Raw genomic sequence first — 25,973 nt, 5'->3', positions numbered from 1 at the left:
CTTCACCGTTAACCCCGCACTTTCCCACGCTCGGCAAGAAAATCCAGGAGCGCACGCACCCGCGAAGGGAGCAGTCCACCCTGACCCGTGTGGATCGCATGGAAGGCCTCGCGATCACCGGGGTTGAACTGCTCCAGAACGGGTACGAGACGCCCGGCATCGATGTCGTCTTGGACCGTGAACCGGGCAAGGCGTACAAGCCCGACACCGCAAAGTGCCAGACGGCGCAGCGCTTCGCCGTCGCCCGCCTGAACCCGCCCTACGGCCGGAATGACGACGGTTCCGGCAGGCGTCTTCATCGGCCATCCATCGACGTTACGGACATAGGAGAAGCCAAGACAGTTGTGGTGATCGAGGTCTTCAACGGTCTGCGGCTCACCGAAGCGCGCTATGTATGCGGGGCTGCCTGCGACAATCATGGCTGTATCCCCAAGCTTGCGCGCCACCAGGCTTGAACTCTTCAGCGCTCCTGCGCGAACTGCCACATCCGTCCGCTCCGCCAGGAGGTCCACAACCGCGTCGGTCTGGACGAGATCAAGGGTGACGCCGGGATAGCGCTCCAGGAACTCCGGCAGGATCGGAGCGAGAATGTGCGTGGCGTAGGATGCGCTGGTGTTGAGACGGATGCGTCCCACCGGCTGCTCGCCTGCACCAGCGCTACGCTCGGCATCGCCGATGTCGGCAAGAATACGGGTCGCCCTTTCGTAGAACGAGCACCCCTCGGCTGTGAGCTGGAAAGCCCGGGTTGATCGATTGACCAACCGCGCCCCAAGCCGTGCCTCTAGCCGGGCGACAAGCTTGCTGACTGCGGACGGCGTCATATGGCAAACGCGCGCTGCGGCCGAAAATCCGCCGCGTTCCACCACGCAGACAAAGACCTCCATTTCACCGGATCGGTTGATATCAGAGCGCGCCATTGGTCTTTCAATTCACAGATGATGTTCTTCTGGGCAGACTATATCGGAAATTGGCAAGCGTCTACCTTGTGGCCTGGTCACCAGGGGTTGCTGGACAGATCGTGGCTAACGCCTTCGACCTGTCCCTTTGAGCGACCGCTGAACCCTCGCTCGTTGCAAAGGACAAACAATGGATTATCGCTATCTCGGCCGCTCCGGCCTCAAGGTCTCGGTGCTCAGCTTCGGCGCCGGCACATTCGGTGGTTCAGGGCCGCTGTTCGGCGCATGGGGCAACACAGATGTCGAGGAAGCGCGACGGATGATCGACATCTGCCTGGATGCGGGTGTCAACCTGTTCGACACCGCGGATGTCTATTCGAACGGCGCATCCGAACACGTGCTCGGTGCCGCCATCAAGGGACGTCGCGACAAGGTTCTGATCTCGACCAAGGTCAGCCTGCCGATGGGCGATGGTCCCAACGATGCAGGGTCTTCGCGTTTCAGGCTGATCCGATCGATCGAGGATGCGCTGAAGCGGCTCGGGACCGATTACATCGACATTCTGCAACTTCATGCCTTCGACGCCGCAACGCCGGTCGAAGAGGTCCTGTCCACGCTCGACACGCTCGTTCGCGCCGGAAAGGTTCGCTATATCGGCGTCTCCAATTTTTCCGGCTGGCAGATCATGAAGGCGCTCGCCGCGGCCGATCGCTACGGCTGGCCGCGCTACATTGCCAACCAGGTCTACTATTCGCTGGTTGGCCGCGACTATGAATGGGACCTCATGCCGCTTGGAGCAGACCAGGGGCTTGGCGCTCTGGTGTGGAGCCCACTCGGCTGGGGACGGCTGACCGGAAAGGTCAGGCGCGGCGATCCCATTCCGGACGGAAGCCGCCTCCACGATACGGCGAGCTTCGGCCCACCCGTTGACGATGAACTTCTGTTCCGTGTCGTAGATGCGCTGGAAGCGGTTGCCGCAGAGGTCGGCAAGACAGTACCGCAGGTGGCACTCAATTGGCTGGTCGAGAGGCCAACCGTCTCCTCCGTCATCATCGGCGCGCGCAACGAGGCTCAGCTTCGCCAAAATCTCGGCGCTGTCGGCTGGACCCTGTCTGCCGAACATGTCGCCAAGCTCAACGATGCTAGCGAGGTGACGGCGCCCTATCCGCATTTCCCATATTACCGGCAGGAAGGGTTCGCACGGATCAATCCGCCGATTGCGAGATAACGGTTCAGGCTTGCTCGGTGGGTCGGGCGTTTCTAGTCAGCGATGATGCTGACCTCCTGCTGCCCACGATCGTAGACGCACGGCTCAGGCGCCTCGTCGTGCGTCAAAATTCTCCTGCGCAAGCTCGATCTGATGTTTGCTGTCTCGGCTCCATTCAACAAGTGCCGCGACCTGAGAAGCGAAGGATTGGCCAAGTTGCGTGAGCTCATAGCTTACGCTTGGTGGAACGCTCGCTTCGACATGGCGCACAACATGTCCGTCCCTTTCAAGGCGGCGCAGTGTCAAGGTCATCATCCGCTGTGAGATTCCCGACAAGGCCCGTTCCAATTGACGGTAACGACGTGGACCGGGAGTAAGCTCCGCCAACGCCATGACCGTCCACTGCTCCCCCAATCGATCGAGGATGAGCCGCAGGCCGCAGTCTTCGTCGCCGGGCGCTCCACAAGGGATCAGCACTGCGGCGGGACGAACATCGATGTGCGTATCGGACAAGATTGTGCCTCCTTATGCGTGCGCGACCTTGGATTTCTCGGAAGTTAAAACCCTGTTTCTCGTCTCCGCCGGATATGCGGAGGACGATGTCGTGATCCGTCGACATGGCGCGGTGCTGGAGGCAGCCGGTCGGCAGGGGGTCAAGCACGTCGTTTATACGAGCCTTTCCAAAGCGAGTGATCATCTCGGCTTCGCGCTCGCCCATCGATGGACCGAACGGGCTGTCATGAACAGCGGCATGGCATGGACCATCCTGCGAAACGGCCTCTATGCCGAACTGATCGGCGCCCTTTCCGCACCTCGCGAAGGCCGGATCACCACCCCCTTCGGCACAGGTCCCATTTCATCCGTGGCACGGGCTGATCTTGCCGACGCCGCCATCGCAGTGCTGGCGAAGCCCGAAGCCCATGCTGGCGTCACATACGAGCTGTCGGGGACAACGCCGTTCTCAGTTGTCGATCTGGCCAGGCAGCTGGAAGTTTCCTATGAGCCGACGAGCCTGGAAACGGAGCGCGAACGGTTCTCTGGCTTATCACTCTTGCCGTTTCAACCCGCCATGCTCTTGTCGATCTCGTCGGCTGCAGTGGCGGGTTTTCTCGGGACCAATGCGAGCGACCTTCCAAAATTCGTAGCAAATCCACGCGACAGCCTGTCCATCGCCTGCGTGGCGGCTCGGCAGGCCTATGCTCTGGCATGATGACGTAGGGAGTGAGCCGAGGGCAAACCTGCCACGTGATGACTAAGAGCTCAGCGCACTGCTTGTCGTAGCGGGTCGCGTAAGAAGGACGGCTCATTGCATCGAAGTGCTAGCGCTCCGTCTCGCGACAAGATGAAAAATCCGTACTCAGTTGTATCGCATTGAGAGGAATTGAACTCAGGGCCAGGCGAGGTTGTCGAACACAGGCTGCGTTAGTCGCATCAGTGCCAACAGGCTCAAAACTACTCTCAATGCTTGGAACCTAGCCTACGCGGCTCTTCATCATATCGAACGGTAACACGTTGATGGATTGAAGTTGGTCTGCAGCTGCCGGTCGGCCAAGATAGTACCCTTGTAGCTGATGAATGCCGTACTGCTGCATCAGACGCTGATGCTCGATAGTTTCTACCCCTTCGACAAGAATGCGGGTTCCACGATTACGAAGCAGGCCGATGATGTCCAACATCATTCGTCGTCCTTTCTCCGTGTTGCAGTCATGGAGGAAGGACCGATCAATTTTGACGGTATCGAATTCTATGAGACGCAGCCACGACAATCCCGCGAAACCCGTACCGAAGTCGTCCAGCCAGACCTGGACGCCCAACTTTCGCAAATCGTTGATGCAGCGCACTACGTCTTGGTCTATTTCCAGCTCCATCCCTTCTGTAATTTCGAGAGCGAGCCTCGCTCCTGCTAAACCGAAATCAGAGAGAGTTGAAGCGACGAAACTTGAGAAATCCGGCATTTTGAGCTCAATCGGCGAAACATTGACACTGGCTACCTCAACCTTATTTCCTGCCAGAATGTCGCTGCAGACGGTGCGTATCGCCCAACGCCCCAGCTCGATTATTGACCCTGATCGTTCCGCGACTGGGATGAAATCAACCGGCGCGATCGATGTGCCATCCGGCCGACGCAAGCGCATCAGAGCCTCTGCAGCCGCCACTCTGCCCGTTTGAACATTTCGGATCGGCTGATAGACGAGGGATACAAGCCGCTGGGCGACCGCGACCTTCAGGATCGCTGCTATGTCCTCCTCGTCATCCTGTGTCCTCGCGTCACCAGGATCGAACACCACCACCGTGTTCCGACCGCCTTTCTTCGCGGCGTAGAGGGCAAGATCCGCTTCGTGGACAACTCGGTCGAGGTGCTTGGTCTGGTTCCTAGCGAACGACAATCCGATGCTGACCGTAACGATCGAGGTTCCATCTCGTCGGTTCTCATGAGGTAAAGCCAGCGCACGTATGGCAGACTTGATCGCCTCTGCAAAAGCGATGGCGTCCTCAACGCTTTGCTGCTGCGCGATGATGATGAATTCCTCGCCGCCGTAACGTGCAATCCTAGCTCCGTGGGAATTGACAACCTCTTGAAGAAGATGGGACACAGCGACAAGGCACCGGTCACCCTCTTGATGACCATAGCGGTCGTTGTATCGTTTGAAGTAATCGACATCGAGCAGCAGCACGTAGAACATCGACCTATGGTCGAGCCAACGTCGCCAGTAATCACGCAGTCGCTCATCGACAGCCCGGCGGTTTTCCAGCCCAGTGAGCGGGTCAGTGTTGGACAAAAGGAGGAGAGCTTTACCCCTCTCCTCTGCCGCGTTGTGCTGGACACGGGCCTCGAGAGCGTTGAGGAACACGTTGTAACGCTCTCGGTTGAGTTTCAGGTTCACGTACGAAGTAAATATGAAGCACGAGATGCAGAAGGCTCCGAGGATCAGCTTATAAAGCGGCAACATGGGTGAATATAGATAGAGCGTGCCCAGAAAGATGAGCATATTCGCTGCAGAGGCTGTGAGTGCAACGGGAAAGCGAAAGCTGAAAAACAGGTTCACGCTCATCATGAAGATGGCGCCGAAAACCATGTAGTAGGAGAGCGCCTCCACAGCACTGGACATCTGTGCAGTGAGAATCCAAACAAGATAGGCTACGGATACGGCTGTAGCCGCGACAGTGTCGATCAGGCCGGATCTTGCTCCGACGTAGATCAAGACCTCTAAGATCGCTAAGGCACAAACCCCAACGACGAGACGGCCCGCGACGGTGTAGTAAGCGACGTCGGGAATAAAGAGGTAGTCGGTAAGAGAATACGCCAGATACGCGACGACGGCTATCCATAGGCCTTTGCGCGTGACGCGTCTCCTGCCCCGCTCGCTCTCACGCACGTACAAATCACGCAAGTCTTCCGGCGAGGGCGTCGTACCTGCTGCGACGTAACCTGCCTCGGCAAACATGTGCAGCATGGCCTAAGAACCAATTCGGTTGTAGCTACGCGTCGTAGATCGCCGCTGTACGTTAAGTAGCGCCATGTGACATCCGCGACAAACGATAACGAGCTTATCGCGCGCGCACTCGATACGAACCGCCCAGCTTATTTAATAATTTCTAAAGTTGGTGACGCTTGATTGGCCCAATGCGGGACAGACTAATAATCCTTGACGAATGACAAATCGGTGAAGAATTTAACCTTGTATTAACATTTCATTAATCATGAGGTTATTTTTTTGGCTCAGCCCCTTTTCTCCCCTGACGGCAAAAGCTTGATCATGCCCCGATCCGTCAGCGACAGTCTTATCTCTCAAAAACCGACCAACCCGGCAGAACTTCTAGCTGGAGCAAAAGCTCAGTTTGCCATTGTCATAAACCTGGCCATGCAGCGGTTGGATGCTGGGAAGGATCTACCCGAGATGACCAGATGGTTGATCGGTCAACTGCATGATATCAGGCAAAAAGCAGGGCCCGAAGTCTGGCAGATGCTCGTCCCCATCATACAGGCGCATCCTTCAGCGCGGGTATTACAGCAGTGCCCCTTTACCCGATGGTCGTTCGAGAAGCCGCGTGGGTATTCGGGAGATGCCGGACTGATAGACTTCATCTATCGACATGAAGCGGTAGCTGAAGAAGTCGCCAAGGCGACTCCTGTCGGAATTCAGATCTTTGAGTACACAATTAACGCACCAGGGCCGGTTGCGGTTAGGGAAAGGCGAGACATTCTAACCCGCTATGTTGATGAGACCGCGGCAAGGACCGCCTCAGATACTGAAATCCTGGCGATTGCCGCCGGACACCTCCGGGAAGCGGAGGCATCGACGGCCCTTACAAAAGGCGAAATCAAGCGCTGGGTCGCCCTTGATCAGGATCCCGAAAGCATCGGATCAATCATGAGACAATTCGAAGGGACGTCCGTCGATCCAATCGATGGATCGGTGCGTGGGCTCCTCACGGGAAAGCATCAACTCGGGACATTTGATTTGATTTATGCCGCGGGTCTCTACGATTACCTTAGCGATAAGGTCGCAATCAAACTTACGCAGATTTGCGTCGCGATGCTGAAGCCGGGCGGAGTATTCTTGTTCGCTAATTTTTCCGATGAGATGTCTGACGACGGCTATATGGAATCTTATATGAACTGGGAGCTCTTGCAGCGTTCAGAGTCAGACATGTGGCGTATCGTCGGTGCCAGTGTTGATGCAGAGACAGTGGATGTCCGCGTCTGGTTCGGGACCAACCGCAATATCATTTACAGCACAATTAGAAGTCTGAAGTAGGCTGCGGCGATAGGGCCTCTTGGAAATTTTATTGCCCCAAGTCCATGACATCGTATCCGGGGCGACGTGACGTCGCCTTGGACATGACTTAGTCTCGATGATTGCGTTCGAACGGTCTTAGAAGTATCCAAGCTGGTTTAAGGACGGGTCTGCGGATCCCCTAGCCCGTCCTTACTTTGACTAGGTGGCTCACACACCTCTTATGCTTACCTTAAGCAGCTCGGCCATAGCGAGCCTGTTGTTCCCGCGGTTGCTCAGTTAATGCGAACTGCGCCAAGAGCCTCTTGAGCTCGTCGGCTTCCGCCGCAAGGCCGTGGCTTGCCGCTGTTTGTTCCTCGACCATGGCAGCGTTTTGCTGCGTACCCTGATCGATCGTGTTGATCGCGGTGTTGATCTCTTGGAGCCCGGTCGATTGCTCGCGTGAAGCGACAACGATCGCGTCGATATGTCCGTTGATCTCCTGAACCTCAGCAACAATCGTCGCCAGTGCCAGACCTGCATTGCCGACGAGTGCCACTCCCGTCTCAACCTGCGACGCAGATGTATTGATCAACGCTTTAATTTCCTTTGCAGCGTTGGCCGAGCGCTGCGCGAGATCCCGCACCTCCTGCGCAACAACAGCAAAGCCCTTGCCCGCTTCGCCTGCTCGAGCCGCTTCAACGCCGGCATTCAGCGCCAAGAGGTTCGTCTGGAAGGCGATCTGGTCGATGACGCCGATGATCTTCGAGATTTCTGCCGAAGACTGCTCGATGCCGTGCATGGCATTGACAGCATCGCCAACCACGATACCGGACTGCTCGGCGTTGCCGCGTGTACGGTTTACCAGTCGACCAACTTCCTCAGCGCGTCGAGCAGAGTCCTTGACTGTGGTTGTTACCTGTTCGAGCGCCGCGGCCGTTTCTTCGACGGACGCTGCCTGCTGCTCCGTCCGCTGCGCGAGATCATCAGCGGACTGACGTATCTCGCTCGCACCTGCATCGATAGCTCTCGCATTTTGTCCGACTGTCGTCAGTACCTCGTTGAGTTTGCCTATCGAGTTGTTGAAATCCTCGCGCAGACGATCAAGGTGCGACACAAATGGCGTTGCGATGCGATAATTCAGGTCGCCGTCGGAGAGATGCGCTAATCCCTTTGCAAGGGCATCGACTACCAACTGAATGTCTGCGGCATCCTTTGCAGACTTTTGTTCCCGGTCGACGCGTTCACGTTCAGAAGACGCGCGTGTCTGTTTGGCGTCACCCTCGAGACGTTGGCGCTCTATCGCATTCGTCCGGAACACAGTGAGAGCGGAAGCCATTGAGCCAATCTGGTCTGTACGGTTCTGCCCGGGGATGGCCACCTGCAGTTGACCTGCAGCCAGCTCTTCCATCACAGACGTCATCTGTGTCACCGGCTTAATGACGAGCTTACTCAGAAGAATGGCGACAAGACCGATCATTCCTGCGACGGCCAGCACTGTTGCGATGATAGCCGCGATCCTGAACTGGAAAACAGATGCATAGGCGGCATCCGCATCGACGACAAAACCGAGATACCACTCAACGGACGGCAGACCACTGACGGGGACGAAGCTCGTCAGTTTGCGACTCCCGGAGATTTCGGTCTCCGCGATGTCAGCTGCAATCGCAGGTGCGCCAGATGGAAACAGATCGATCACGGTCTTGTTGACAAAGGATTTGTCTGGATGAATGAGGATCTTACCGCTGGTGTTTACCAGGAATGCGTACCCGCCAGTGCCGACATCAACCGACTGGATCATGGACACAAGCGAGTCAAGAGAAAAATCGCTACCAGTCACACCGCTCACCTTTCCATCGACATTTACCGGTACGGCAGCAGTAATGATAAGTCCGCCTGTCGAAGCATCCGTGTACGGCTCCGTCAGGACCGCCTTGCCAGCCTTGACGGCATCAAGATACCAGGGTCGCTTTCTCGGATCGTAACCGGCGGGCAGTTCCTGCTGTGGCCAAGTGATGAACGCCCCGTCGGCACCATCGCCGAAGTATGTGGACATGAACTGACCTGTTAAAACGTCGTTCTGCAGGAACGCGAGTTTGGCCGCAGCATCCTTGGCTTTTTCCATTCCCTTGGCAGATACATCGGTCAGCATGATGCGACCGTTCAGCCAGTTTGCAATGCTTTGGGATGCCTGCTTTCCGGAGGCGCTGATCTTTTCGGCAACAGCCTTGGTTGCCACGCTGCGTTGCAGGCTGTCGATATAGGTCGAGAAACCGACGAAGGCGGTAGCCACGACGAGAGACGCTGCTATGAGAATACGCGTCATCAGGTTTGATTTCCTAGACAAACCAAAAATCCTTCGGATGCTGCCGGTGCGACACCTAGCTTAGATTGGACGGGGACATGCCTTGAGGCGAGGCAACGCGCATCATGCGTGCCGGAAGATGTGAGCTTCGAACAACTCACTAAATTAAGAAGATTAAATTTAAACGACTACGTTTCCTGGAACCGTCAGTCGATCCTGCGAAGAAGCGCTCTGAACGTAGAGCGTCTTCGCCTTGAGTGGGTTCGAACCTTCGACCTGCATCCTGCCACGAGAAAATCTACCTCCTTTTACCCAACAAAAACATCAAGCACGGAGCGCCTATGAGAGCTGTGACGAGCCCAGCCGGGATTTGGTAAGGTGCTACAGCCGTGCGACCAATCAGATCTGCTAAAACCATCAGTCCCCCGCCAATAAAGGCGGCGCCCATCATCTGCGGCAGAGCGCGCTTCAACCCGGCCTCCCGCGCCAGGTGCGGTCCCATAAGGCCGACGAAGGACAGCGGACCAACTGTGAGGGTCGCAGCCGCAGTCATCAGGCCCGCGAGGCCGAAAAGCGCCAATCTCGAACGCGCCAGCGGGATGCCGACGGCCGATGCCGGGGCCGGCCCAAGCGGCAGAATATCGAGCCAACGCCGTGCTGACAGCGCAATTGCAATCAGCACTGCTCCGATTGCCAGTTCCATGGTGGCTGTCCGGCCGTCCACCATATAGGTAGATCCGCTTATCCAGCGCATCAGCAGGATCGCGCGCGGATCGCCGGTGGAGCTCAGCACGCCGACCACAGCATCCACCATTGCACTGAGCGCGATGCCTGCAAGAAGGACCCGCTCCGGCGCGAAGTTCGACCGCCTCGAACTCAGGAGAATGACAGCGAGTACCGTGATCGCGCCGACGGCTGCAAAAGCGAACTGCCCGACAAAGCCAGGCGCAACGGCGAATAATGCGATGGCGACGCCAAAGGTGGCACCGGCGCTAATCCCTAAAACCTCTGGGCTTGCCATTTCGTTGCCGGTCAACCTTTGCAGGATGGTTCCCGCAACACCCAGCATCGCGCCGGATGCGAGCGCTGCAAACACCTTGGGTGCGCGGATAGCGAGGATGTCGTTGAAAAACTCGCCGGAAAGCATAGACCAGACGCCGCCAGGTCCGCGCCCGACAAAAAGGCCAAGCGCAACAATAACGAGGACGCTCGCAAGGGCGACCGTTGCTGGTTTGCCTACGCCCCATCGGCGCTGCCGCTCGCGCACCGTCACCGCGTGCTGGACCCGGTGACGCACCTTCAGCCAAGGTAGCAGCGCCAGGAGCAGGGGCGATCCGAATATTGCGGTGACTGCGCCGGTCGGAAGAAAGTCTCCGAGACCGCCCGTCACGAGTTGCAGCACGGAGTCGGCGAGGAAGAGAAGTGATGCCCCGATCAGCGGAGACCACAGTATCAACTGCACCGGCCTGCGCGCGCCCGAAAGCCGCGCCAGCGTCGGCGCGACCAGCCCGATAAAGCCGATGACGCCCACGGCGCTGGTGACAAAGGCCGCAAGCGACACCGCGCAGGCAACGGCGACGATACGAAGGCGCACGAGTTTGACCCCAAGCGAGGACGAACTGCTTTCCCCGAGATCGAGCAGCGATAGCGGCCGGATGACCAGGACGCAGACGATTGCGACGGGGACAATTTTCCAGATGAGCGAGATCGGAATGACCCAGCTCTGCTGCGCCAGCGATCCTGCGCCCCAGATAAACAAGCTCGCGAGGTAGCGCTGGTTCAAATAGATGAGGATGGCCGACAGTCCGCCGCACCAGAGGCTGAGCACGAGGCCCGAAAGCACCAGGGAATACGGCGAGAAACCTCGGCGAGCACCTAAGCCGATGACGATGGCGGCAGCCGCCGCACTTCCCAGCCAGGCAACGATATCGCGGCCGGCGCCCAACAGTACCGGCATGAAAAGCGAGGCCACGACCAGCGCAAGATTGGCGCCGGCCGAGACGCCGAGCGTCGTCGGGTCGGCCAGCGGGTTTCGCAGCACCTGCTGGAAAAGTGCGCCCGACAAAGCCAGCGCCGCGCCCGCAAGCAGTGCCGTGGCCAGCCGCGGCAAGGTAGAATAGTAGAGCACCATCCGCTCGATGTCGTAGCCCGGCGCTACCGTTCCCGAGAGCGCCGGCTGAACGAGAAACCAGGATGCAACGCATCCGCCGCAAATCAGCAGGAAAACGACGAGGCCAGGCCCGAGATTATCGCGACGGAGGGCGGTCATGGTTCATTGTCCAGTACGTCGGTCACCAGACCGGCAAACCGCATAGCCTCGTTGACCATGCCGAACATCAGCGCCGGCGGAACGACCGACACGTGTCCGGGCCGGGAAAACGGCAGCGTCTGCCACAGCGGGCTTTGCGCAAGTTTTGGCAACACATCGGGCGGCACAGGCTCAAAGATGATCAGGCGGGCGTCCCTGTCTGTAATGGTCGAAAGCTCCTCGATGCCTATCGTCTCGAAGCCCCAGTAGTTCGATTGACGGGTCCAGGCGTTGCGTATCCCGATGCGCTCCAGCGCGTTGTGGAACAGGCCGGGAGCGGAATAGATACGGGCGTGCCGGGCATCCATGAACGACGCCAGTGCAACCGGTGGAAGGGTTCTCCCCGCCAACCGTGCGCGGCAGCTCTCGAAAAATGCATCAGACCGCGTCAAGAATCGCTCCGCCTCCATTTCGCGGCCGAGCCCTGAGCCTAGCTTGCGCGTCGCCGAGATCGCCGCCGGCAAGACGGGACCGCCGTCGGGCGTGAAGATCTCCAGCCGTAGGATTTTCGCGATCGGCTGGAGCCTTGGCAGAAGTTGGTCAAGATAGGGCGTCGTTAAGATGATGTCCGGCTTCAGCTGGATGAGGATTTCGAGATCGACCTCGTGCGAGCTTCCGATATCCACGACCGAGCTCGGCATTTCGGGCTCGACGACCCATTTGTTCCAGTCGGCGAGATCGGAAATGCCGACTGGCTGCACCCCGAGCGACAGCAATGTGGACGCCAGCCCATAGTCGAGGCTTATGATCCTCTGGCCGCCGGCATCCGCCAGCAGCTGTGCCGGCATGGAGACCGCTGCGGCCGCCGCCGCTGCACCATTCAGCAATGAGCGCCTTGAGATCTGCATCCCGTTGCGAACCTCAGCAGGCATAGGCAAGCGGATGCGACAGGTGAGGAGCGGAAATTACCTCCATCTTAATCCCGTAAATGGTATAGAGCAGTTCGGGTACCAGGATTTGGGCGGGGGTTCCGCTTGCGACCAACCGTCCACCTTTCAGGGCATGGATGCGGTCGCAAAAGCGTGTGGCCATGTTGATGTCGTGCAAAACGATGACGACGCTGCGACCGTTCTCACGCGCGAGACGTCGCACCAGCGACAACACCTCGATCTGATGCGCGATATCGAGTGCCGCGGTCGGCTCGTCGAGTAGCAGGCAGCGTGCGTCCTGAGCGATCAGCATGGCGATCCAGGCCCGCTGCCGTTCTCCGCCGGAAAGCGTTCCCACCATGCGATCGGCAAATTTGTCGATATGCGTGGCAGCGATCGCTCCCTCCACCTTCTCCCGGTCGACGGCAGAAAAGCGACCGAGCGCGCCGTGCCACGGGTACCGTCCGCATGCGACCAGTTCGCGGATAGTCATATCCGACCCGGTGCCCAGATCCTGCGGCAGGTAAGCGACGCAACGCGGAAATTCATGACCGTGATAGCGCCAAACGTCGCGGCTGGCATAGGCGACAGATCCGGTAGTTGGCGTCAGCTGCCGCGCAAGTATTTTGAGGAGACTGGATTTGCCTGAACCATTGTGGCCGACAAGGGCCACCACTTCGCCTTCCGGGAAATCGAGGCTTACATCCGAGAGGATGGCATTGCCGTCGATTACAAGAGTGACCCCGTCGACTGCGAAGGCTTTCTGCGTATCAGGCGCGTCCTGCGCGCTTTCTATCATGACCATCTCGCCTGTTCCTCTTGTCACGAATTCGGACGCCGGAAGGCGATGCCAATGGCGCGGTTGACCGCGGGTCCGACCACGGACATATGGGTCTCGCCGGCGAAAAGCTCAAACTGCGTCCGGATGCCGTCCGCCGTGCCATCCAGCCGATCAGCCATTTCCTGCGCCAGCGCAACCGTCCTTTCGGCTTTCCTCCGATCCAGGCGGACGGCGGCATCCTCGTTCAAATATTGGAACGGCGCGAGTTCCTCCCCCTCGTATTCTCCGGCGGAAAGATGCAGCATCACCTCGTTGCCAGCGACTGTTTGGCGACGCGCCTCGTTGTTGAGGATCTCGCTGCCTTCCCAGTAAATGGTTGGGCTCGCTGCAATCCAGTTGGCAAACAGCTCCGGCCTTTCAAACAAGGCGTAGAGCGTGAAGAGGCCGCCGAAAGAATGCCCGAAGAGCGATCGCCGTGCCGGATCGAGCAGAACCAGTTCGGCCAGCCGCGGCAGCAATTGCTTGTCGATGAAATCAAGCAACTCACCGGATCCGCCGATGAGCACCGGAGGCCCCCCCTCGACATAGGGCGGATAGGATTTGACCGGCGGGGGGCCAAGATCCCACGCCCGTCGCATGGCATCATAGGGGTCGTCGGTCGGATAACCGATCGCCGCGATAACGCCCCAGTCGACCCCGGTGCCCGTTGGATAAGGCGCCTGCGTCACCAGGCTTGCGAAAGCGAAGGGAAAGTTTGCGTTGCCGTCCGTCATGACCAGAAGCGGCCATCCCCCGACGGGCGCCTCGTCAGCCGGCCTGAACAGGAAGATGCGATAGGGCTCGCCGCCGGTCTCTGGCGCCAGGTCGAAATAGGTGGTGCCGGGCAGGCAATAGGCCTGTTCAGTCATGCTAATCTCGCAAATTGTATGGCGCTTGCAGGCCGGGGAACGCATTGTCCCGGCTCTGCGGGATAGTCCACGGACGGACCCGCGCAGGCTGCCCGTCTCTCCTCAGAGCAACGAGGAGACCCCGAGCGGTTTGGTCGGTGGTATCTGACGCCGATCACCACTTGTACTTCAACGAACCGACCACCGTTCGTCCCTGACCGAAGTAGCAATAGCCGCCATTGCACACCTGCTCCTCGCGGTTGGCAAGGTTCGTTGCGCTGACCATAAGCGAGAGCCCCTTCAGCTCCGGCGACTTGGCACCGAAGTCATAGGAAAGGGAAGCATCCAGATAGCCGACGCCCGCGTTCTTCGCCGTGTTGTAGTCGTCGGTGTAGGATGTGCTCACTGCACGAACGCCTCCGCCGATGCTGAGGCCGCCGATGACGGAATCCTCCGGCACAGCAAAGTTGACCCAAAGCGAGGCCGTATGCCGCGGAGTTGTCGTTGGCGTGTTGCCGACCAGCGAACCATCGAGATTGTCGGTGATTTCCCCGTGGGTATAGGTGTAGGCGGCAATCACGCTGATACCGTTGTCGAACTCCTTACGGCCCTCGACCTCGAACCCGGTATAGGTATTCTCGCCCGAATTCTCGTAGATATAGAGCGGACCGGAGACGCCGGCATACTGGGGCTTGCCGGTTTCAACCAGATGATAGACTGCGCTGCTGAGCGAGAAATTCCCGCCTTCCGGCTGGTATTTGATACCGGCTTCGATCTGGCGGCCTTCCGTCGGATCAAGCACGCCACCCCCGGCGGAGCGCTCGGTCGATGGCACGAAGGAAGTTCCGTAGCTCACGTAAGGGGCAAGACCATTGTCGAAGAGATAAAGCAGCCCGACCTGGCCCGACAGAGCACCGTCATTTTTCTCGGCACCGGTACCTGCCACTTTGTCCGTGGTCTCCTGATGCAGCCAGTCGTAACGCAGACCTCCCACGAAGCGCCAGTTTCCGATCTCGGCCTGTTCCTGCGCGTAGACCCCCGTCTGGCGAAGGTCGTTGCCGGTAAAGCCGGTCAGCGCCGGGGACGGTGCGTTGCTTATCTCCCCCGGCAGCGTTGATCCATATCCATCGGCAAAGTCTGAAGTGACGCCTGTGTAATCCAGTCCGGCAAGAACGGTATGGGACACAGCACCGGTATCGAATTTAGCCTGCAGCTGGTTGTCTATCTGGTAGGCCCGCATTTCGTCAGTCACCGCAGCGGTTCCCCACGGCGCGGCTGGCGCGCTGAACATTGTCGTACGGTCGACATAACGAGCATCGAGGTCGAGGTCGCTGACACGTGCGTTCTGCCGGAAGGTCAGACCGTTTTCGAACGCGTGTTCGAACTGGTAACCGAGCTGGTATTGGCGAACCTTTTGATAATCGTAGTCCGGATCGCTGACGAGGAAGATCCTGCCATCGTTTTTGAAAGTCCAGGCACTGGCCGCGCCCTCGCTTTTCTGCGCCAGCCCGTAAACCGTCAGCTTCGTGCTGTCGGTTGGCGCCCAGGTGAAGGACGGTTGTAGCAGGTAGCGGTCGTCCGCGATTTCATTATTGGTTTCTCCCTCGCGGGCCAGTCCGACGACGCGGTAAAACAGATCGCCACTTTCGCCAACCGGACCGCCAAAATCGAACGCGGCTTGCTTGCGACCAACCGTCCCGTATTGCACCTCGACCTCGTGATGGGCTTCCTCAAGCGGCAATTTGGAAATCTTGTTGACGATACCCGCCGCGCTCGCGGCCCCATACATGACAGATACCGGACCTTTAAGCACTTCGACGCGATCGAGCGTATAAATTTCGGTTGTGAACGTGCCGTAGGTCATCACCGGCTGGCGCAGGCCGTCGCGGAAATCGCCGCTCGTGGTCGTCTCGATGCCACGGATAGTGACCTGATCAAACCGCGGGTCGAAACCGAAGCCACCCGTGTTTACGCCGGAACTGTAGCGCGTTGCCTGGATCAGATCGGTTGCGCCGCGCTGTTCGATTTCCTCGCGGGTCACCACCGAAATCGAGCGGGGTGTTTCGACGAGCGGCGTATCTGTCTTCAAGGCAGTGATCGCACGCGTCGGTACGATCGTATCGTTGTCTTCGCCGATGGTTTGCCCAGCGCCTGTAATGACAATTGGGGCGAGGGTCGTATTGACAGGAGCCTCTTGCGCAATTGCCGCACTCGCCGCGCAAACAACCACCAAACCGACAAAGGCAGTAGAGTGTTGGAGCATGCGGCAAAAAGGATGCCGAGTGAACAAGAACGTCATTGCCTGACCCTTTGTCTAAGAACAAAAAATATCGTGGCGACCCAAGAGGTTGTGGATTCGAAGGTGTCGCGAAGACAGCATTACGCTGCCACGGGGGCCACCTATAAAAGCCAGATCTCGCGCAATCAATAAATGTGGAGGAATTTTGTCATGTATTGTGAGATCGTTGTCAAAATTGCAACAGGCCTCCGCAGATCGTATTGCGTCTGAGATCCGCTCACTGACAACGGACTTTCAGCCAGTGTCGTAGTAATCGAAAATAGCCGGTCAGCTTGCAGATCTCGAAAAGATTTGAACTACCAAACCAATATCTCTGGCACTAGGAGATGACGGCGAACAATGCCACTTAGCTTTCGAGCAAGCGGTATGAGCCGAAGCGCTTCAAGCTGGTTGAGGGTCTCTAAGTTAACTCTGCCGTATATCGCTCCGCAGTATCGTTCATCTATTCCGAGCCTACTGGACCTGGTATGGCCCATTCACCAACGCTCAGTCCCAGGCGGACCTTTGAACGGGCCAGCAACGCCTGAGGTAATCCATCCGCCGTAGAACGTCCCGGCCTGGGGCACTACGGCCTCGCCGTCTACGAGGCACAAGTCCATGGCCTGCGGATAGAAGGCAATGAAATCCTTAATCAGGGCAAAAGATGTCGTGGGATGCGGATAGGCCCAGGCCGCGTTCCGGCTCGTTTTGTCATCCGATTGGATATCGAAATAGCGCGCCTGTCCTTTCCACTCGCAGATCGACCTGCTGCTGCCCTCACGGAGCATAGAGAGATCTACGTCGGCGGGCGGAAAATAATAGGTCGGCGGGTGGCTTGTTTCGATCGTGCGCACTGCGGCCGTGGTCTCCGCGAGAACGTGGCCGTTGTAGATGATCTTCAAATGATTGCGCACCGGCTGGGCGATGCTCGGCCTTGGGAAGGACCAAACGCTCTCCTGCCCGGGCAGGCATGGGTCTGGAACGGGATGAGTAAGCGTTACCATAATGTCCTCCAGTCCGAGCCAACTTGCAGCAGCAGCGGTGAATTGCAAGGCTGGACCTGCTTCGCAGAATGGCTATATGGCTCGTTCTCGTACCTGGCCGTCGCAACAAGACGCTTTGAAAGGAATCGAACCTTAGACCCCGCGAATTGCACAGCCAGTGGCGGTATCAGTTACCTTCAGCGTTTCTACCTTATGAACAACAGGACCTTCCCAAGGCTGATCAAGTCGTCCAAATCGTCCAGAGCCCCATCGCCAACTTTCCTTGGCACCAACTACTCGATCTGCTCCATTCGAATTAAACGCGTAACGCCTCTACAACGATTTTGAACGCTGGAGAGTTCTGTCTTCTGCTTGGATAATAGAGGTAGTAGCCCGGAAATAGCGGCGTCCAGTCATCAAGAATCTGCACCAACTCACCGGACGCAAGCTGCCGTTGAACGAGATTTTCGGGTACGTAAGCAATTCCGTAGGCCTTCACGGCAGCATCGATCATCGCATAGGACGTGTTGAAGGTCAGTTGGCCCTCTACACGAACCCGAAGCTCCCTTCCTCCCTTCTCGAATTCCCAACTGTATAGCCCTCCGAGGCGCGACTGCCGATGGTTGATGCAGTCATGAGCGACAAGCTGCTGTGGCGTTTCAGGAGCAGGCCTCCCAACAAAATATTCCGGAGAGCCGACAACGATCAGTCGCCAGTCCGGCCCGATGCGCACGGCAATCATGTCCTTGTCGACGCTTTCGCCAAGCCGCACGCCGGCGTCAAATTTCTCTTCCACTATATTCCGGAAGCCATTGTCGCTGTTAAGCTCGACCTTGATGTCGGGGTAGTCTCGCAGGACTGAGCGCAGCTTCGGCCAGACGACGCTTTCCAATGCGTGATCGGAAAGGGTTATGCGTACAGAGCCTGACGGTTTGTCCCTGAACTCCATCAGCGCGTCGATCTCGGTCTCAAGCTCCTCGATGCGCGGCGCCAGAGAGCGGATCAATCTCTCGCCCGCTTCCGTAGGAGCAACGCTGCGGGTTGTGCGGGTCAGAAGGCGCAGCCCCATCCGAGCTTCTAGCTTCTTGATGGTATGGCTGATGGTCGATTGCGACGTACCGAGTCTCGCGGCCGCTTTTGTGAAGCTCCGCTCCTCTGCCACTGCCAGAAACCAAAGCATGTCATTGAGATCTTCCCGCTTCATGGTCCGTCTCCAAAGCATCGGTGATTGATGTCATAGGGCGATAGGTCCAAGCGAATTGCAATGACTAATCTTCGAACTGGCCGTTGCGTATATTGCCGCCATGACACAACAAGCTCTCATACAGCCCAACTTCAAAAACGACGACGACGCAGCCGCGGTCACGACTACCGCCAATTCGACTGTACCAGTTGCGGCCTGGGGCGCAGTCATCTCGATGGCCTTGTGCGTTGCCGTCCTGATCGCGTCGGAGTTCATGCCGGTCAGCCTTCTCTCCCCCATCGCCGCCGAGCTGGGTGTGACGGAGGGTCGTGCCGGACAGGCGATCTCGATCTCTGGGATCTTTGCCGTCGCGACCAGCATTTCCGTGGCAGGGCTGACGCGTCGCGTGGACAGGCGGCTGGTGCTCGCATCGTTCTCGGCAACCCTGGTGATCTCTGGAACGATCGTCACATTCGCCCCGAACTATCTCGTGTTGATGGTAGGGCGCGCCTTGCTGGGGATTGCCATCGGCGGTTTCTGGTCGATGTCGACCTCAATCGTCATGCGGCTGGTTCCGCCCGCTTCCGTCCCCAGGGGTCTTGCGATGCTGAACGCCGGCAACGCAATCGCGGCGACGATCGCGGCACCGCTGGGAAGCTTACTCGGCAGCTACATCGGCTGGCGAGGTGCCTTCTTTGCCGTTGTTCCCCTCGCACTTCTGGCGCTTGTCTGGCAGTGGATCAGCCTTCCATCCCTCCCTCCGCGTTCCAGTGAGGGCTCGTCGAATGTCTTCCGGCTGCTTTTGCGCCCGCCGGTGGCGATCGGGATGGCTTCGATCATGCTCCTGTTCATGGGCCAGTTCGCTCTGTTCACATACCTTCGGCCCTTTCTTGAAACAGTGACGGCGGTTTCGATATCGACACTGTCTCTCCTGCTTCTGCTGATGGGGCTGGCAGGAGTCGCAGGCACCACGATCGTCAGTCGCCTTCTTCACAAACGGCTGTTTGTGATCCTCGCAGCAATCCCGCTGATCATGGCCGTCATTGCCCTGGGCCTGATCGCATTCGGATCATCCTCGACAATCACCGCCATGCTTCTGGTCGGCTGGGGTCTGTTCAGCACGGCCGCTCCGGTCGGCTGGGGAACTTGGCTCAGCCGGACAATGCCCGACGACGCGGAGGCCGGCGGCGGGTTGCAGGTGGCGACCATTCAGCTTGCAATTACCCTCGGCGCGTCCGTCGGCGGCGTCCTGTTCGACGGCTATGGCTGGTGGACGACCTTTCTTTTGGCCGCAGGGCTGCTTTTCGGCGCGTTTCTTCTCGCCATCGCCGCCTGGCGTTCAATACGCCGATAAATTTGTCGCTCGGCGCACCACAACCGATTTCCATCGCTTCATCGCTCAAGGAGACATCAATATGACCACCCAGAACCAAGACGACACACAGGCCTTGAAGACCGGTATCGAACGCCGCAACCTGCTCAAGATTACGGGTGCGGGCATCGCAACTCTCGGGGCAATGTCGGTTTTCGACACGACGCCTGCCGGGGCTCAAGACATGTCCAGGGGCGCCGCCAATTTCTACACCAGCGACAAGGTGACCTCGCACAAGGTCACCTTCAAAAGCCAGTACCAGACATCTGTGGTCGGAAACCTCTTCCTCCCCAATGGCCTCGATCGAACCAGCAAGACAGCCGCGATCATCGTCGGGCATCCTATGGGTGCGGTAAAGGAGCAGAGCGCCAATCTCTACGCAACCAAGATGGCTGAACAGGGCTTTATCGCCATGTCCCTCGATCTGCCGTTCTGGGGAGAGAGCGAAGGGCAGGCACGCAATCTGGTGTCCCCAGAGATGTATGCAGAGGCCTTCAGCGCAGCCGTCGATTTCCTGGGTTCGAATGCGTTCGTCGATCGCGCCAACATAGGTGCAATCGGCGTCTGCGGCAGCGGCAGCTTCGTCATCAGCGCCGCCAAGATCGATCCGCGCATCAAGGCGGTCGCCACCGTCAGTATGTACGACATGGGCGCTGCCTTTCGCGACGCACTGAACAAGTCTCAGACGATCGAGCAGCGCAAGCAGTTCATCGCAACGGCTGCCGAACAGCGCTGGGCAGAGGCCGACGGTGCAGAGGCCCAGTACATCGGTGGCACCACACTGGAACTGACGGCCGATACGGATCCAATACAACGCGAGTTCTATGACTTCTATCGCACGCCTCGCGGTGAGTTCACGCCTGCTGGCGTCACCCGAGAGACGACGACGAAGCCGACCCTCAGCAGCAGCGTCAAATTCATGAATTTCTATCCCTTCAACGACATCGAGACGATCTCGCCGCGCCCGATGCTGTTCATCTCGGGCGACCAAGCGCATTCGAAGGAGTTCAGCCGGGATGCCTATAACCGGGCGTCGGAACCCAAGGAACTGGTCTGGGTAAAGGGCGCCGGTCATGTCGATCTCTACGACCGTGTTGATCTCATCCCGTTCGACCGGCTGAAGACCTTCTTCGGTCAATATCTCGCCTGACCGAAGCGGAACGTCCATCTGTGTCGGTCGGCGTGGGGCGACCGAGACATCCTGGTAAGCTCTGGAACAGGCCTGCGGTTGCGAGGCTTCGAGCGCCGCTTACGAACCAGCATGAGGAATGACAAATATGAAGATCTTTCGCTGGGCTGGCTTGATGGCCCTACCCTTCGTGGTCGTTCTGACGGGCTATTTCCTGGTCGAAATCGAGCTTTCTCCGACACCAGCACTTGCGGCCGCCAATTCCGTGACATTTCCGCCTCTCGACCAGCTCAAGCATTACACGACGGTTAGACGGGGGATTACACGGGAACACATGCTGACAAGCTCTGAGGCCCTCATCGCTCTAAAGGCCGGGCAGCCTGTTCCAACGGGCACGCACATGGTTCTTGTCGATTATCAGAGCGATGTCCTGACGCGTTATCTCGTCGGGCAAAAGATCGGCGATGGTGACAATGAGTGGGAATACCAGTGGTTCTGGCCCGATGGGAGCGTCAAGGCAGACGAAAACGTCGCTCGTTGCTATTCCTGCCATCGATCACGTCAGTCCGAACAGTTCATGTTCACGTTCGATGGAGCCATCTCAGATGATGATCTCCTCTAATGTAAGCGGGGTGTCGCGATGCTCCGATTAGCAGCCAATCGCCTCCTTCTTCCCGCAGTTATGGGCGCGTTCTTGATGCTGTCGCTTGCCTACTGGTGGCTCGACAACGGCCCACACGAGATTTTTGGGACGGCGATGTTCGGTCTCCTGGTATGGCATGTTTACACCAACAGGCGCTGGTTCGTAACGCTTCGCATCGGCCGCTACGACGCGCGCCGCTGGGCGGTCGCGATCATTCATACCTGGCTGGCGCTTGATATGGCGGTGCTGTTCGTGACCAGCGTGCTGATCTCCCGCTCGGTGCTGAGCTTCATCCAGTTCACAGACAATGTCAGCATCATCGAACTTCACTGGTTCTCGGCATACTGGGTGGTGTTGATCATAGCCGCCCATCTCGGAAGTCATTGGACTCGTGTGATGGCGACAACCGCTACAGTACTCAGGCTCTCTCCCTCGCGGATCAGGACCAACTCGCTCAGGTTTTGTTCCGCACTCTTGCTGGCATCTGGAGCTTGGAGTTTCGCTGTCCTCGGCGTTTCGACAAAGCTGATGTTTGGCTACAGCCTGAATTTCTGGGATTTTACCGCGTCGGTGACGCCATTTTTTGCGCATTGGACAGCGGTCATTGCTGGTGTCGCCGTGCTTTCATATTACTCGATGGCTGCTCTGAGGTCCGCTGGAAAGCCCATTTCTCATTCAAACAATGGTGAAACATGAGATATCTCGCAGGAACCGCGTTCGTCATCGCCTCGCTTACAATGCCAGTTGGAGGATCCGCCATGGCCCAAGATCTTATCTCGATTTCGTCCGACTGGGGCACGGTCACGGCCGAGCTGGCGGACAACGCGGCTGCTCGTGCCCTGGCCGAAATGCTGCCTTTGACAATCGAGATGGACGATCATCTGCGCCAGGAAAAGACAGGCGACCTGCCGGCTGCCTTGCCAACGGCTTCACGACAGCGCGAATTTTCAGCGGGAACGCTTGGCCTTTGGAGTTCGGGCGACTTCGTCATCTACTACCGTGAGGGACGCGTGCCGCCGCCTGGCATCGTCATTCTCGGTCGTGTGCAAGGAGACGTTTTGATCTTTGATCGCCCCGGCAAAGTCAGCGTCAAAATCGAACGAAGTAAGTGAACGACGCTACAGAGCGAAACGACGGTCCTTCAGAGCCACAAGGGGAAAATGCGATGACGAACGCATTCAGGCGAATGCCCCGGATCAATTGTGCACGCCGACTGACGACCACTTGTCGGTAACGGCTGCGGTGTCGACCGTTACGGTCATGCTTCAGATTTCCCGGCCACCGCATCGAGCTGCCGAGACTTTGAGGTTGCTCCCAGATCTTACAAGCGGAGCATTCATCGAGAAGACTGCATTCATGGGACGGGCTCATAAGTTCTATGAAAGATCGGCCTCTAATTTCGAGCGGGAGCATCTTTATATCTATCAGGCAGCCGCTGTTTCAGTGGGCGCACAAATTCGAAAGGACTCCGAATTATGAAGCAGCATCTTGCCGCTACGGCTTTCTCCCTCTCGCTTGCAGCAGCGCCGGTTCTTGCTGAGGATAAGACATACCCGCTCGCAACCTTGCCTGTCACACTCGAGGATATGAGGGCGGTATCGCCGGCACTTGCAAAGTATACGGAGGCATCCGTCATCGGTGGGTTGTGGAAACGTCCGGGTCTTTCTCCGCGAGATCGTAGTGTGGTCACTGTTGCTGCTCTGATCGCCCGAAACCAACCTGTTGAACTGCCCTTTCATCTCAATCTGGCACTCGACAATGGGGTCACGCCGGCGGAGTTATCGGAGATCATTACCCACTTAGCCTTCTACTCCGGCTGGGCGAACGCAACGAGCGCCGTCGCGGTAGCAAAAGACGTTTTTGCCGCGAGGGGTATCGGGCAGGATCAGCTTCCTGAAGCCACTCCGACATTGCTACCTCTGGACGGTCAGAAAGATGCACCACGACAGGCTACCGTCGAACAAACAGTAGCGCCGACATCCCCCGGTGTTGCCGAATTCACCAACCGCCTTTTGTTCAAAGACGTATGGTTGCGGCCCGGATTGAGCCCGCGTGACAGAAGCTTGATCACTGTCACATCCTTGATCACAAACGGGCAGATTGCTCAGGTTACCTATCACCTTAATCGCGCAATGGATAATGGTCTGAAGGCAGAGGAAGCATCCGAAATGCTGACGCAGCTCGCCTTCTATGCGGGTTGGCCAAACGTGTTCTCCGCCGTGCCGATAGTGAAAGACGTGATCAACAAACGCTCCTCGTGAGCGTTGCGCCCAGCGGCTTGTAGATCTACTAGGTACGTTCCCGAAGAGCTTCAAGGACGATTGAGAAGGCTGCCGAGGGCTGCCTTCTCGACGGATAGTAAAGGTGATATCCCGGATAGCAGGGACAATAGTCCCCCAGCACCTGTTTGAGTCGGCCGTCTTTCAGGTCAGCGAGGACAAGGCCCTCTGGCACAAATGCAATCCCGTAGCCGTCGAGAGCCATCTGCTGGATCTGGTAGATGCCGTTGGACGTCATCTGGCCATCGACACGGACGTTGAGGTTCCTGCCGTCCTTTTCAAATTCCCAGGCATAAAGCCCGCCCTTGGTGGGAAGTCGTAGATTGATGCAATCATGCCCGGTAAGATCAAGTGGTGAGACGGGTTCTCTTCGCTTTTCAAAGTATCTGGGCGACCCAACAGCGACCATTCTTTGATCGCCGCTGATACGCGCCGCAATCATTCCCGGTGAAACATTTTCGCCCAGCCGCACACCGGCGTCAAAACGATCAGCAACGATATCTGTCAGGCCATAGTCCACGATGAGTTCTATTTTGATCTCGGGATATTGCTGGAGAACCCGTCTTAGCTTCGGCCACAGGACATGATCTATGGCAAAATCGACGGCAGTAATGCGGATCGTGCCCGCCGGCTTCTCCCGCGTATCGGTCAGTGAGATAAGCGCTTGTTCTACCTCGAGCAATCTCGGCGTTATAGTCTCCAGAATTCGCTCACCTACTGGTGTCGGAGCCACGCTACGGGTGGTTCTTGTTAGAAGACGCAAGCCCAGCCTTTCCTCAAGTCCTCGGATCGAGTGACTCAATCCGGACTGGGAAATGCCAAGCTGTGCTGCAGCCTTCGTGAAGCTGCGCTCGCGAGCAACCACCATGAACGCCATCAGGTCGGTCACGTTTTCCCTCAGCATGCGTCACCTCATTACTGTCTGGGTTAGTGTAGCGAGACTTGCTACCTGCGCCAGACACTTATGAGTGAGGCCCATATATCTTTGCGGGTTTTGACCTCTAATGCCAAAGCAACGGCATCCCACTTATGTCGTAGCCATGACGTTCCTCGTAACAAGGTGAAGCGTTCAGGCCAACTTTAAACGACACGACAGAAGGACGATAAGATGAAACTGTTCGCCACAACTGCCATGCTCTTTACACTTTTCGCAACAACACAGGCTTCCGCAGAATCCACGGAGGTCTTTCAGGCAGGATCGAGGCCGACCTCCAAGGGGCCGGAAGCCACCTTCACTGGCTCTGTCATGGTTGACAGGCTCTACTCGAACAACGAGCACACAGGTAATACCGGGGCCTTAGTGACTTTCGAACCGGGCGCTCGTTCGGCGTGGCATACACATCCTGCCGGACAGGTTCTGATCGTTACGTCAGGATCCGGATGGGTTCAGGAGGAAGGTGGCGAAAAGCGCTCCATCAAGCCCGGCGACGTGGTCTGGACGCCGCCTGGCGTAAAGCATTGGCACGGAGCTACAGACAAAACCAGCGTCAGTCATATCGCAGTATCGAACGTCAAGGATGGTAAGCCGGTCGACTGGATGGAAAAAGTCACGGACAACCAATACCTCGACTAAAAGAGAATGCCGGGCACCCAACGGAGCGCCCGGCATCCATCGTCGATCCCTACGTCTTCGACGCTCACGTTGACGTTTGAGTGAGCTCGGTGTCGCGATATTACTTGTCGTAGTCTTCGTCGGAAACGTGCTCGAGCCAATCGACAACCTTGCCATCCAGGTGTTCCTGGATGGCAATATGGGTCATGGCCGTCGTGGGCGACGCGCCGTGCCAATGTTTTTCACCGGGTTCGAACCAGACGACGTCTCCCGGCCGAATGTCTTCGATTTCACCACCTTCGCGCTGTACACGACCAAAGCCTGCGGTGACAATAAGCGTCTGGCCTAACGGATGCGTGTGCCAGGCAGTTCGCGCGCCTGGCTCGAAAGTGACGGCGCCGGCAGCGCCACGACGTGCATCGTTTGCCGCATAAAGCGGATCGATCCTGACCGTACCGGTGAACCAGTCCGCTGGTCCTTTCGCAGACGGCTGCGATCCAATTCTCTGGATTTTCATCTGGTGCTCCTTAATTATTTTTGGCACGCGACGTCATCCTACCCGCAGGGCGGAGTGATCGATGCG

The 25,973-nt window shown here is 57.8% G+C and carries 23 protein-coding genes; 10 read left to right on the top strand and 13 right to left on the bottom strand.

The features are described 5' to 3' along the window. Positions 1-8 precede the first annotated feature (8 nt). Complete coding sequence (locus J3A65_RS22135; RefSeq protein ID WP_174197984.1) at positions 9-917, bottom strand: LysR family transcriptional regulator; 909 nt, start codon at positions 915-917, stop codon at positions 9-11. Between the two features lie 169 nt (positions 918-1,086). Between J3A65_RS22135 and J3A65_RS22130 the strand changes: the two genes are divergently transcribed. Then, positions 1,087-2,124: an aldo/keto reductase gene (locus J3A65_RS22130; RefSeq protein ID WP_209903869.1), complete on the top strand. Its 1,038-nt coding sequence runs from the start codon at positions 1,087-1,089 to the stop codon at positions 2,122-2,124. 84 nt (positions 2,125-2,208) lie between these two features. Here the strand turns inward: J3A65_RS22130 and J3A65_RS22125 are convergent, their stop codons facing one another. After that, a complete protein-coding gene (locus J3A65_RS22125) occupies positions 2,209-2,616 on the bottom strand; it encodes a helix-turn-helix domain-containing protein (RefSeq protein WP_209903867.1) in 408 nt (135 codons plus the stop codon). Between the two features lie 91 nt (positions 2,617-2,707). Here J3A65_RS22125 and J3A65_RS22120 point away from each other — a divergent pair, with 91 nt between their 5' ends. Then, positions 2,708-3,313, top strand: a complete 606-nt coding sequence (locus tag J3A65_RS22120) for an NAD(P)H-binding protein (protein WP_209903865.1) — start codon at positions 2,708-2,710, stop codon at positions 3,311-3,313. A gap of 262 nt (positions 3,314-3,575) precedes the next feature. Here J3A65_RS22120 and J3A65_RS22115 read toward each other — a convergent pair whose 3' ends face one another. After that, positions 3,576-5,558, bottom strand: coding sequence for a bifunctional diguanylate cyclase/phosphodiesterase (locus tag J3A65_RS22115; protein ID WP_209903863.1), 1,983 nt, complete (start codon positions 5,556-5,558; stop codon positions 3,576-3,578). 261 nt (positions 5,559-5,819) lie between these two features. On the opposite strand from J3A65_RS22115, the gene J3A65_RS22110 reads away from it, so the two are divergent. Continuing rightward, positions 5,820-6,863: a class I SAM-dependent methyltransferase gene (locus tag J3A65_RS22110; RefSeq protein ID WP_209903861.1), complete on the top strand. Its 1,044-nt coding sequence runs from the start codon at positions 5,820-5,822 to the stop codon at positions 6,861-6,863. 211 nt (positions 6,864-7,074) lie between these two features. Here J3A65_RS22110 and J3A65_RS22105 read toward each other — a convergent pair whose 3' ends face one another. From J3A65_RS22105 to J3A65_RS22070, 8 genes are all read right to left on the bottom strand, one after another. Next, positions 7,075-9,168, bottom strand: coding sequence for a methyl-accepting chemotaxis protein (locus tag J3A65_RS22105; RefSeq protein WP_209903859.1), 2,094 nt, complete (start codon positions 9,166-9,168; stop codon positions 7,075-7,077). Positions 9,169-9,424: 256 nt separating this feature from the next. Beyond that, positions 9,425-11,395, bottom strand: a complete 1,971-nt coding sequence (gene fhuB, locus J3A65_RS22100) for a Fe(3+)-hydroxamate ABC transporter permease FhuB (RefSeq protein WP_209903857.1) — start codon at positions 11,393-11,395, stop codon at positions 9,425-9,427. Beyond that, a complete protein-coding gene (locus tag J3A65_RS22095) occupies positions 11,392-12,282 on the bottom strand; it encodes an ABC transporter substrate-binding protein (protein ID WP_209903855.1) in 891 nt (296 codons plus the stop codon). Before J3A65_RS22095 ends, fhuB begins: the two co-directional genes overlap by 4 nt. Positions 12,283-12,295: 13 nt before the next feature. Beyond that, on the bottom strand, positions 12,296-13,108 hold the full coding sequence (locus J3A65_RS22090) for an ATP-binding cassette domain-containing protein (protein ID WP_209903852.1): 813 nt from the start codon (positions 13,106-13,108) through the stop codon (positions 12,296-12,298). A gap of 17 nt (positions 13,109-13,125) precedes the next feature. Then, a complete protein-coding gene (locus J3A65_RS22085) occupies positions 13,126-13,992 on the bottom strand; it encodes an alpha/beta hydrolase-fold protein (RefSeq protein ID WP_209903850.1) in 867 nt (288 codons plus the stop codon). Positions 13,993-14,146: 154 nt separating this feature from the next. After that, on the bottom strand, positions 14,147-16,060 hold the full coding sequence (locus J3A65_RS22080) for a TonB-dependent siderophore receptor (protein WP_209903848.1): 1,914 nt from the start codon (positions 16,058-16,060) through the stop codon (positions 14,147-14,149). Positions 16,061-16,746: 686 nt separating this feature from the next. Beyond that, positions 16,747-17,253, bottom strand: a complete 507-nt coding sequence (locus J3A65_RS22075; RefSeq protein WP_209903846.1) for a DUF427 domain-containing protein — start codon at positions 17,251-17,253, stop codon at positions 16,747-16,749. 295 nt (positions 17,254-17,548) lie between these two features. Continuing rightward, complete coding sequence (locus J3A65_RS22070) at positions 17,549-18,436, bottom strand: LysR family transcriptional regulator (RefSeq protein WP_209903843.1); 888 nt, start codon at positions 18,434-18,436, stop codon at positions 17,549-17,551. Positions 18,437-18,536: 100 nt separating this feature from the next. On the opposite strand from J3A65_RS22070, the gene J3A65_RS22065 reads away from it, so the two are divergent. The 6 genes from J3A65_RS22065 to J3A65_RS22040 all read left to right on the top strand — a co-directional run bounded on the left by J3A65_RS22065 (position 18,537) and on the right by J3A65_RS22040 (position 23,820). Then, positions 18,537-19,769, top strand: a complete 1,233-nt coding sequence (locus J3A65_RS22065) for an MFS transporter (RefSeq protein WP_245341738.1) — start codon at positions 18,537-18,539, stop codon at positions 19,767-19,769. Positions 19,770-19,830: 61 nt separating this feature from the next. Further along, positions 19,831-20,937 carry an alpha/beta hydrolase gene (locus J3A65_RS22060; protein WP_209903841.1) on the top strand — a complete coding sequence of 369 codons (1,107 nt, stop codon included), beginning with the start codon at positions 19,831-19,833 and terminating at the stop codon, positions 20,935-20,937. A gap of 127 nt (positions 20,938-21,064) precedes the next feature. Then, a complete protein-coding gene (locus J3A65_RS22055) occupies positions 21,065-21,538 on the top strand; it encodes a hypothetical protein (protein WP_209903839.1) in 474 nt (157 codons plus the stop codon). An 18-nt stretch (positions 21,539-21,556) separates the two neighbouring features. Next, entirely contained in the window at positions 21,557-22,255 is a 699-nt protein-coding gene (locus J3A65_RS22050) for a hypothetical protein (RefSeq protein WP_209903837.1), read from the top strand. Positions 22,256-22,317: 62 nt separating this feature from the next. Further along, complete coding sequence (locus J3A65_RS22045; RefSeq protein ID WP_209903835.1) at positions 22,318-22,671, top strand: cyclophilin-like fold protein; 354 nt, start codon at positions 22,318-22,320, stop codon at positions 22,669-22,671. Positions 22,672-23,034: 363 nt separating this feature from the next. Next, positions 23,035-23,820 carry a carboxymuconolactone decarboxylase family protein gene (locus J3A65_RS22040; RefSeq protein ID WP_209903833.1) on the top strand — a complete coding sequence of 262 codons (786 nt, stop codon included), beginning with the start codon at positions 23,035-23,037 and terminating at the stop codon, positions 23,818-23,820. Between the two features lie 28 nt (positions 23,821-23,848). Here the strand turns inward: J3A65_RS22040 and J3A65_RS22035 are convergent, their stop codons facing one another. Then, entirely contained in the window at positions 23,849-24,742 is an 894-nt protein-coding gene (locus tag J3A65_RS22035) for a LysR family transcriptional regulator (protein ID WP_209903831.1), read from the bottom strand. 228 nt (positions 24,743-24,970) lie between these two features. On the opposite strand from J3A65_RS22035, the gene J3A65_RS22030 reads away from it, so the two are divergent. Further along, positions 24,971-25,411 carry a cupin domain-containing protein gene (locus tag J3A65_RS22030; protein ID WP_209904164.1) on the top strand — a complete coding sequence of 147 codons (441 nt, stop codon included), beginning with the start codon at positions 24,971-24,973 and terminating at the stop codon, positions 25,409-25,411. Between the two features lie 100 nt (positions 25,412-25,511). Here J3A65_RS22030 and J3A65_RS22025 read toward each other — a convergent pair whose 3' ends face one another. Further along, a complete protein-coding gene (locus J3A65_RS22025) occupies positions 25,512-25,907 on the bottom strand; it encodes a cupin domain-containing protein (RefSeq protein ID WP_192078814.1) in 396 nt (131 codons plus the stop codon). Between the last annotated feature and the right edge of the window lie 66 nt (positions 25,908-25,973).

This window comes from Rhizobium sp. PvP014, assembly GCF_017876855.1.
Lineage (GTDB): Bacteria > Pseudomonadota > Alphaproteobacteria > Rhizobiales > Rhizobiaceae > Neorhizobium > Neorhizobium soli.
The sequence above is the reverse complement of the archived record's forward strand: the minus strand, read 5'-3'. Positions and strand labels throughout refer to the sequence as shown.

Excerpts from the sequence above, each read along its gene's own strand:
- J3A65_RS22135 (WP_174197984.1), bottom strand. The coding sequence starts at position 917 with ATGGCGCGCTCTGATATCAACCGATCCGGTGAAATGGAGGTCTTTGTC.
- J3A65_RS22130 (WP_209903869.1), top strand. The coding sequence starts at position 1,087 with ATGGATTATCGCTATCTCGGCCGCTCCGGCCTCAAGGTCTCGGTGCTC.
- J3A65_RS22115 (WP_209903863.1), bottom strand. The coding sequence starts at position 5,558 with ATGCTGCACATGTTTGCCGAGGCAGGTTACGTCGCAGCAGGTACGACG.
- fhuB (WP_209903857.1), bottom strand. The coding sequence starts at position 11,395 with ATGACCGCCCTCCGTCGCGATAATCTCGGGCCTGGCCTCGTCGTTTTC.
- J3A65_RS22095 (WP_209903855.1), bottom strand. The coding sequence starts at position 12,282 with ATGCAGATCTCAAGGCGCTCATTGCTGAATGGTGCAGCGGCGGCGGCC.
- J3A65_RS22090 (WP_209903852.1), bottom strand. The coding sequence starts at position 13,108 with ATGGTCATGATAGAAAGCGCGCAGGACGCGCCTGATACGCAGAAAGCC.
- J3A65_RS22085 (WP_209903850.1), bottom strand. The coding sequence starts at position 13,992 with ATGACTGAACAGGCCTATTGCCTGCCCGGCACCACCTATTTCGACCTG.
- J3A65_RS22075 (WP_209903846.1), bottom strand. The coding sequence starts at position 17,253 with ATGGTAACGCTTACTCATCCCGTTCCAGACCCATGCCTGCCCGGGCAG.
- J3A65_RS22070 (WP_209903843.1), bottom strand. The coding sequence starts at position 18,436 with ATGAAGCGGGAAGATCTCAATGACATGCTTTGGTTTCTGGCAGTGGCA.
- J3A65_RS22065 (WP_245341738.1), top strand. The coding sequence starts at position 18,537 with ATGACACAACAAGCTCTCATACAGCCCAACTTCAAAAACGACGACGAC.
- J3A65_RS22060 (WP_209903841.1), top strand. The coding sequence starts at position 19,831 with ATGACCACCCAGAACCAAGACGACACACAGGCCTTGAAGACCGGTATC.
- J3A65_RS22055 (WP_209903839.1), top strand. The coding sequence starts at position 21,065 with ATGAAGATCTTTCGCTGGGCTGGCTTGATGGCCCTACCCTTCGTGGTC.
- J3A65_RS22050 (WP_209903837.1), top strand. The coding sequence starts at position 21,557 with ATGCTCCGATTAGCAGCCAATCGCCTCCTTCTTCCCGCAGTTATGGGC.
- J3A65_RS22045 (WP_209903835.1), top strand. The coding sequence starts at position 22,318 with ATGGCCCAAGATCTTATCTCGATTTCGTCCGACTGGGGCACGGTCACG.
- J3A65_RS22040 (WP_209903833.1), top strand. The coding sequence starts at position 23,035 with ATGAAGCAGCATCTTGCCGCTACGGCTTTCTCCCTCTCGCTTGCAGCA.
- J3A65_RS22035 (WP_209903831.1), bottom strand. The coding sequence starts at position 24,742 with ATGCTGAGGGAAAACGTGACCGACCTGATGGCGTTCATGGTGGTTGCT.
- J3A65_RS22030 (WP_209904164.1), top strand. The coding sequence starts at position 24,971 with ATGCTCTTTACACTTTTCGCAACAACACAGGCTTCCGCAGAATCCACG.
- J3A65_RS22025 (WP_192078814.1), bottom strand. The coding sequence starts at position 25,907 with ATGAAAATCCAGAGAATTGGATCGCAGCCGTCTGCGAAAGGACCAGCG.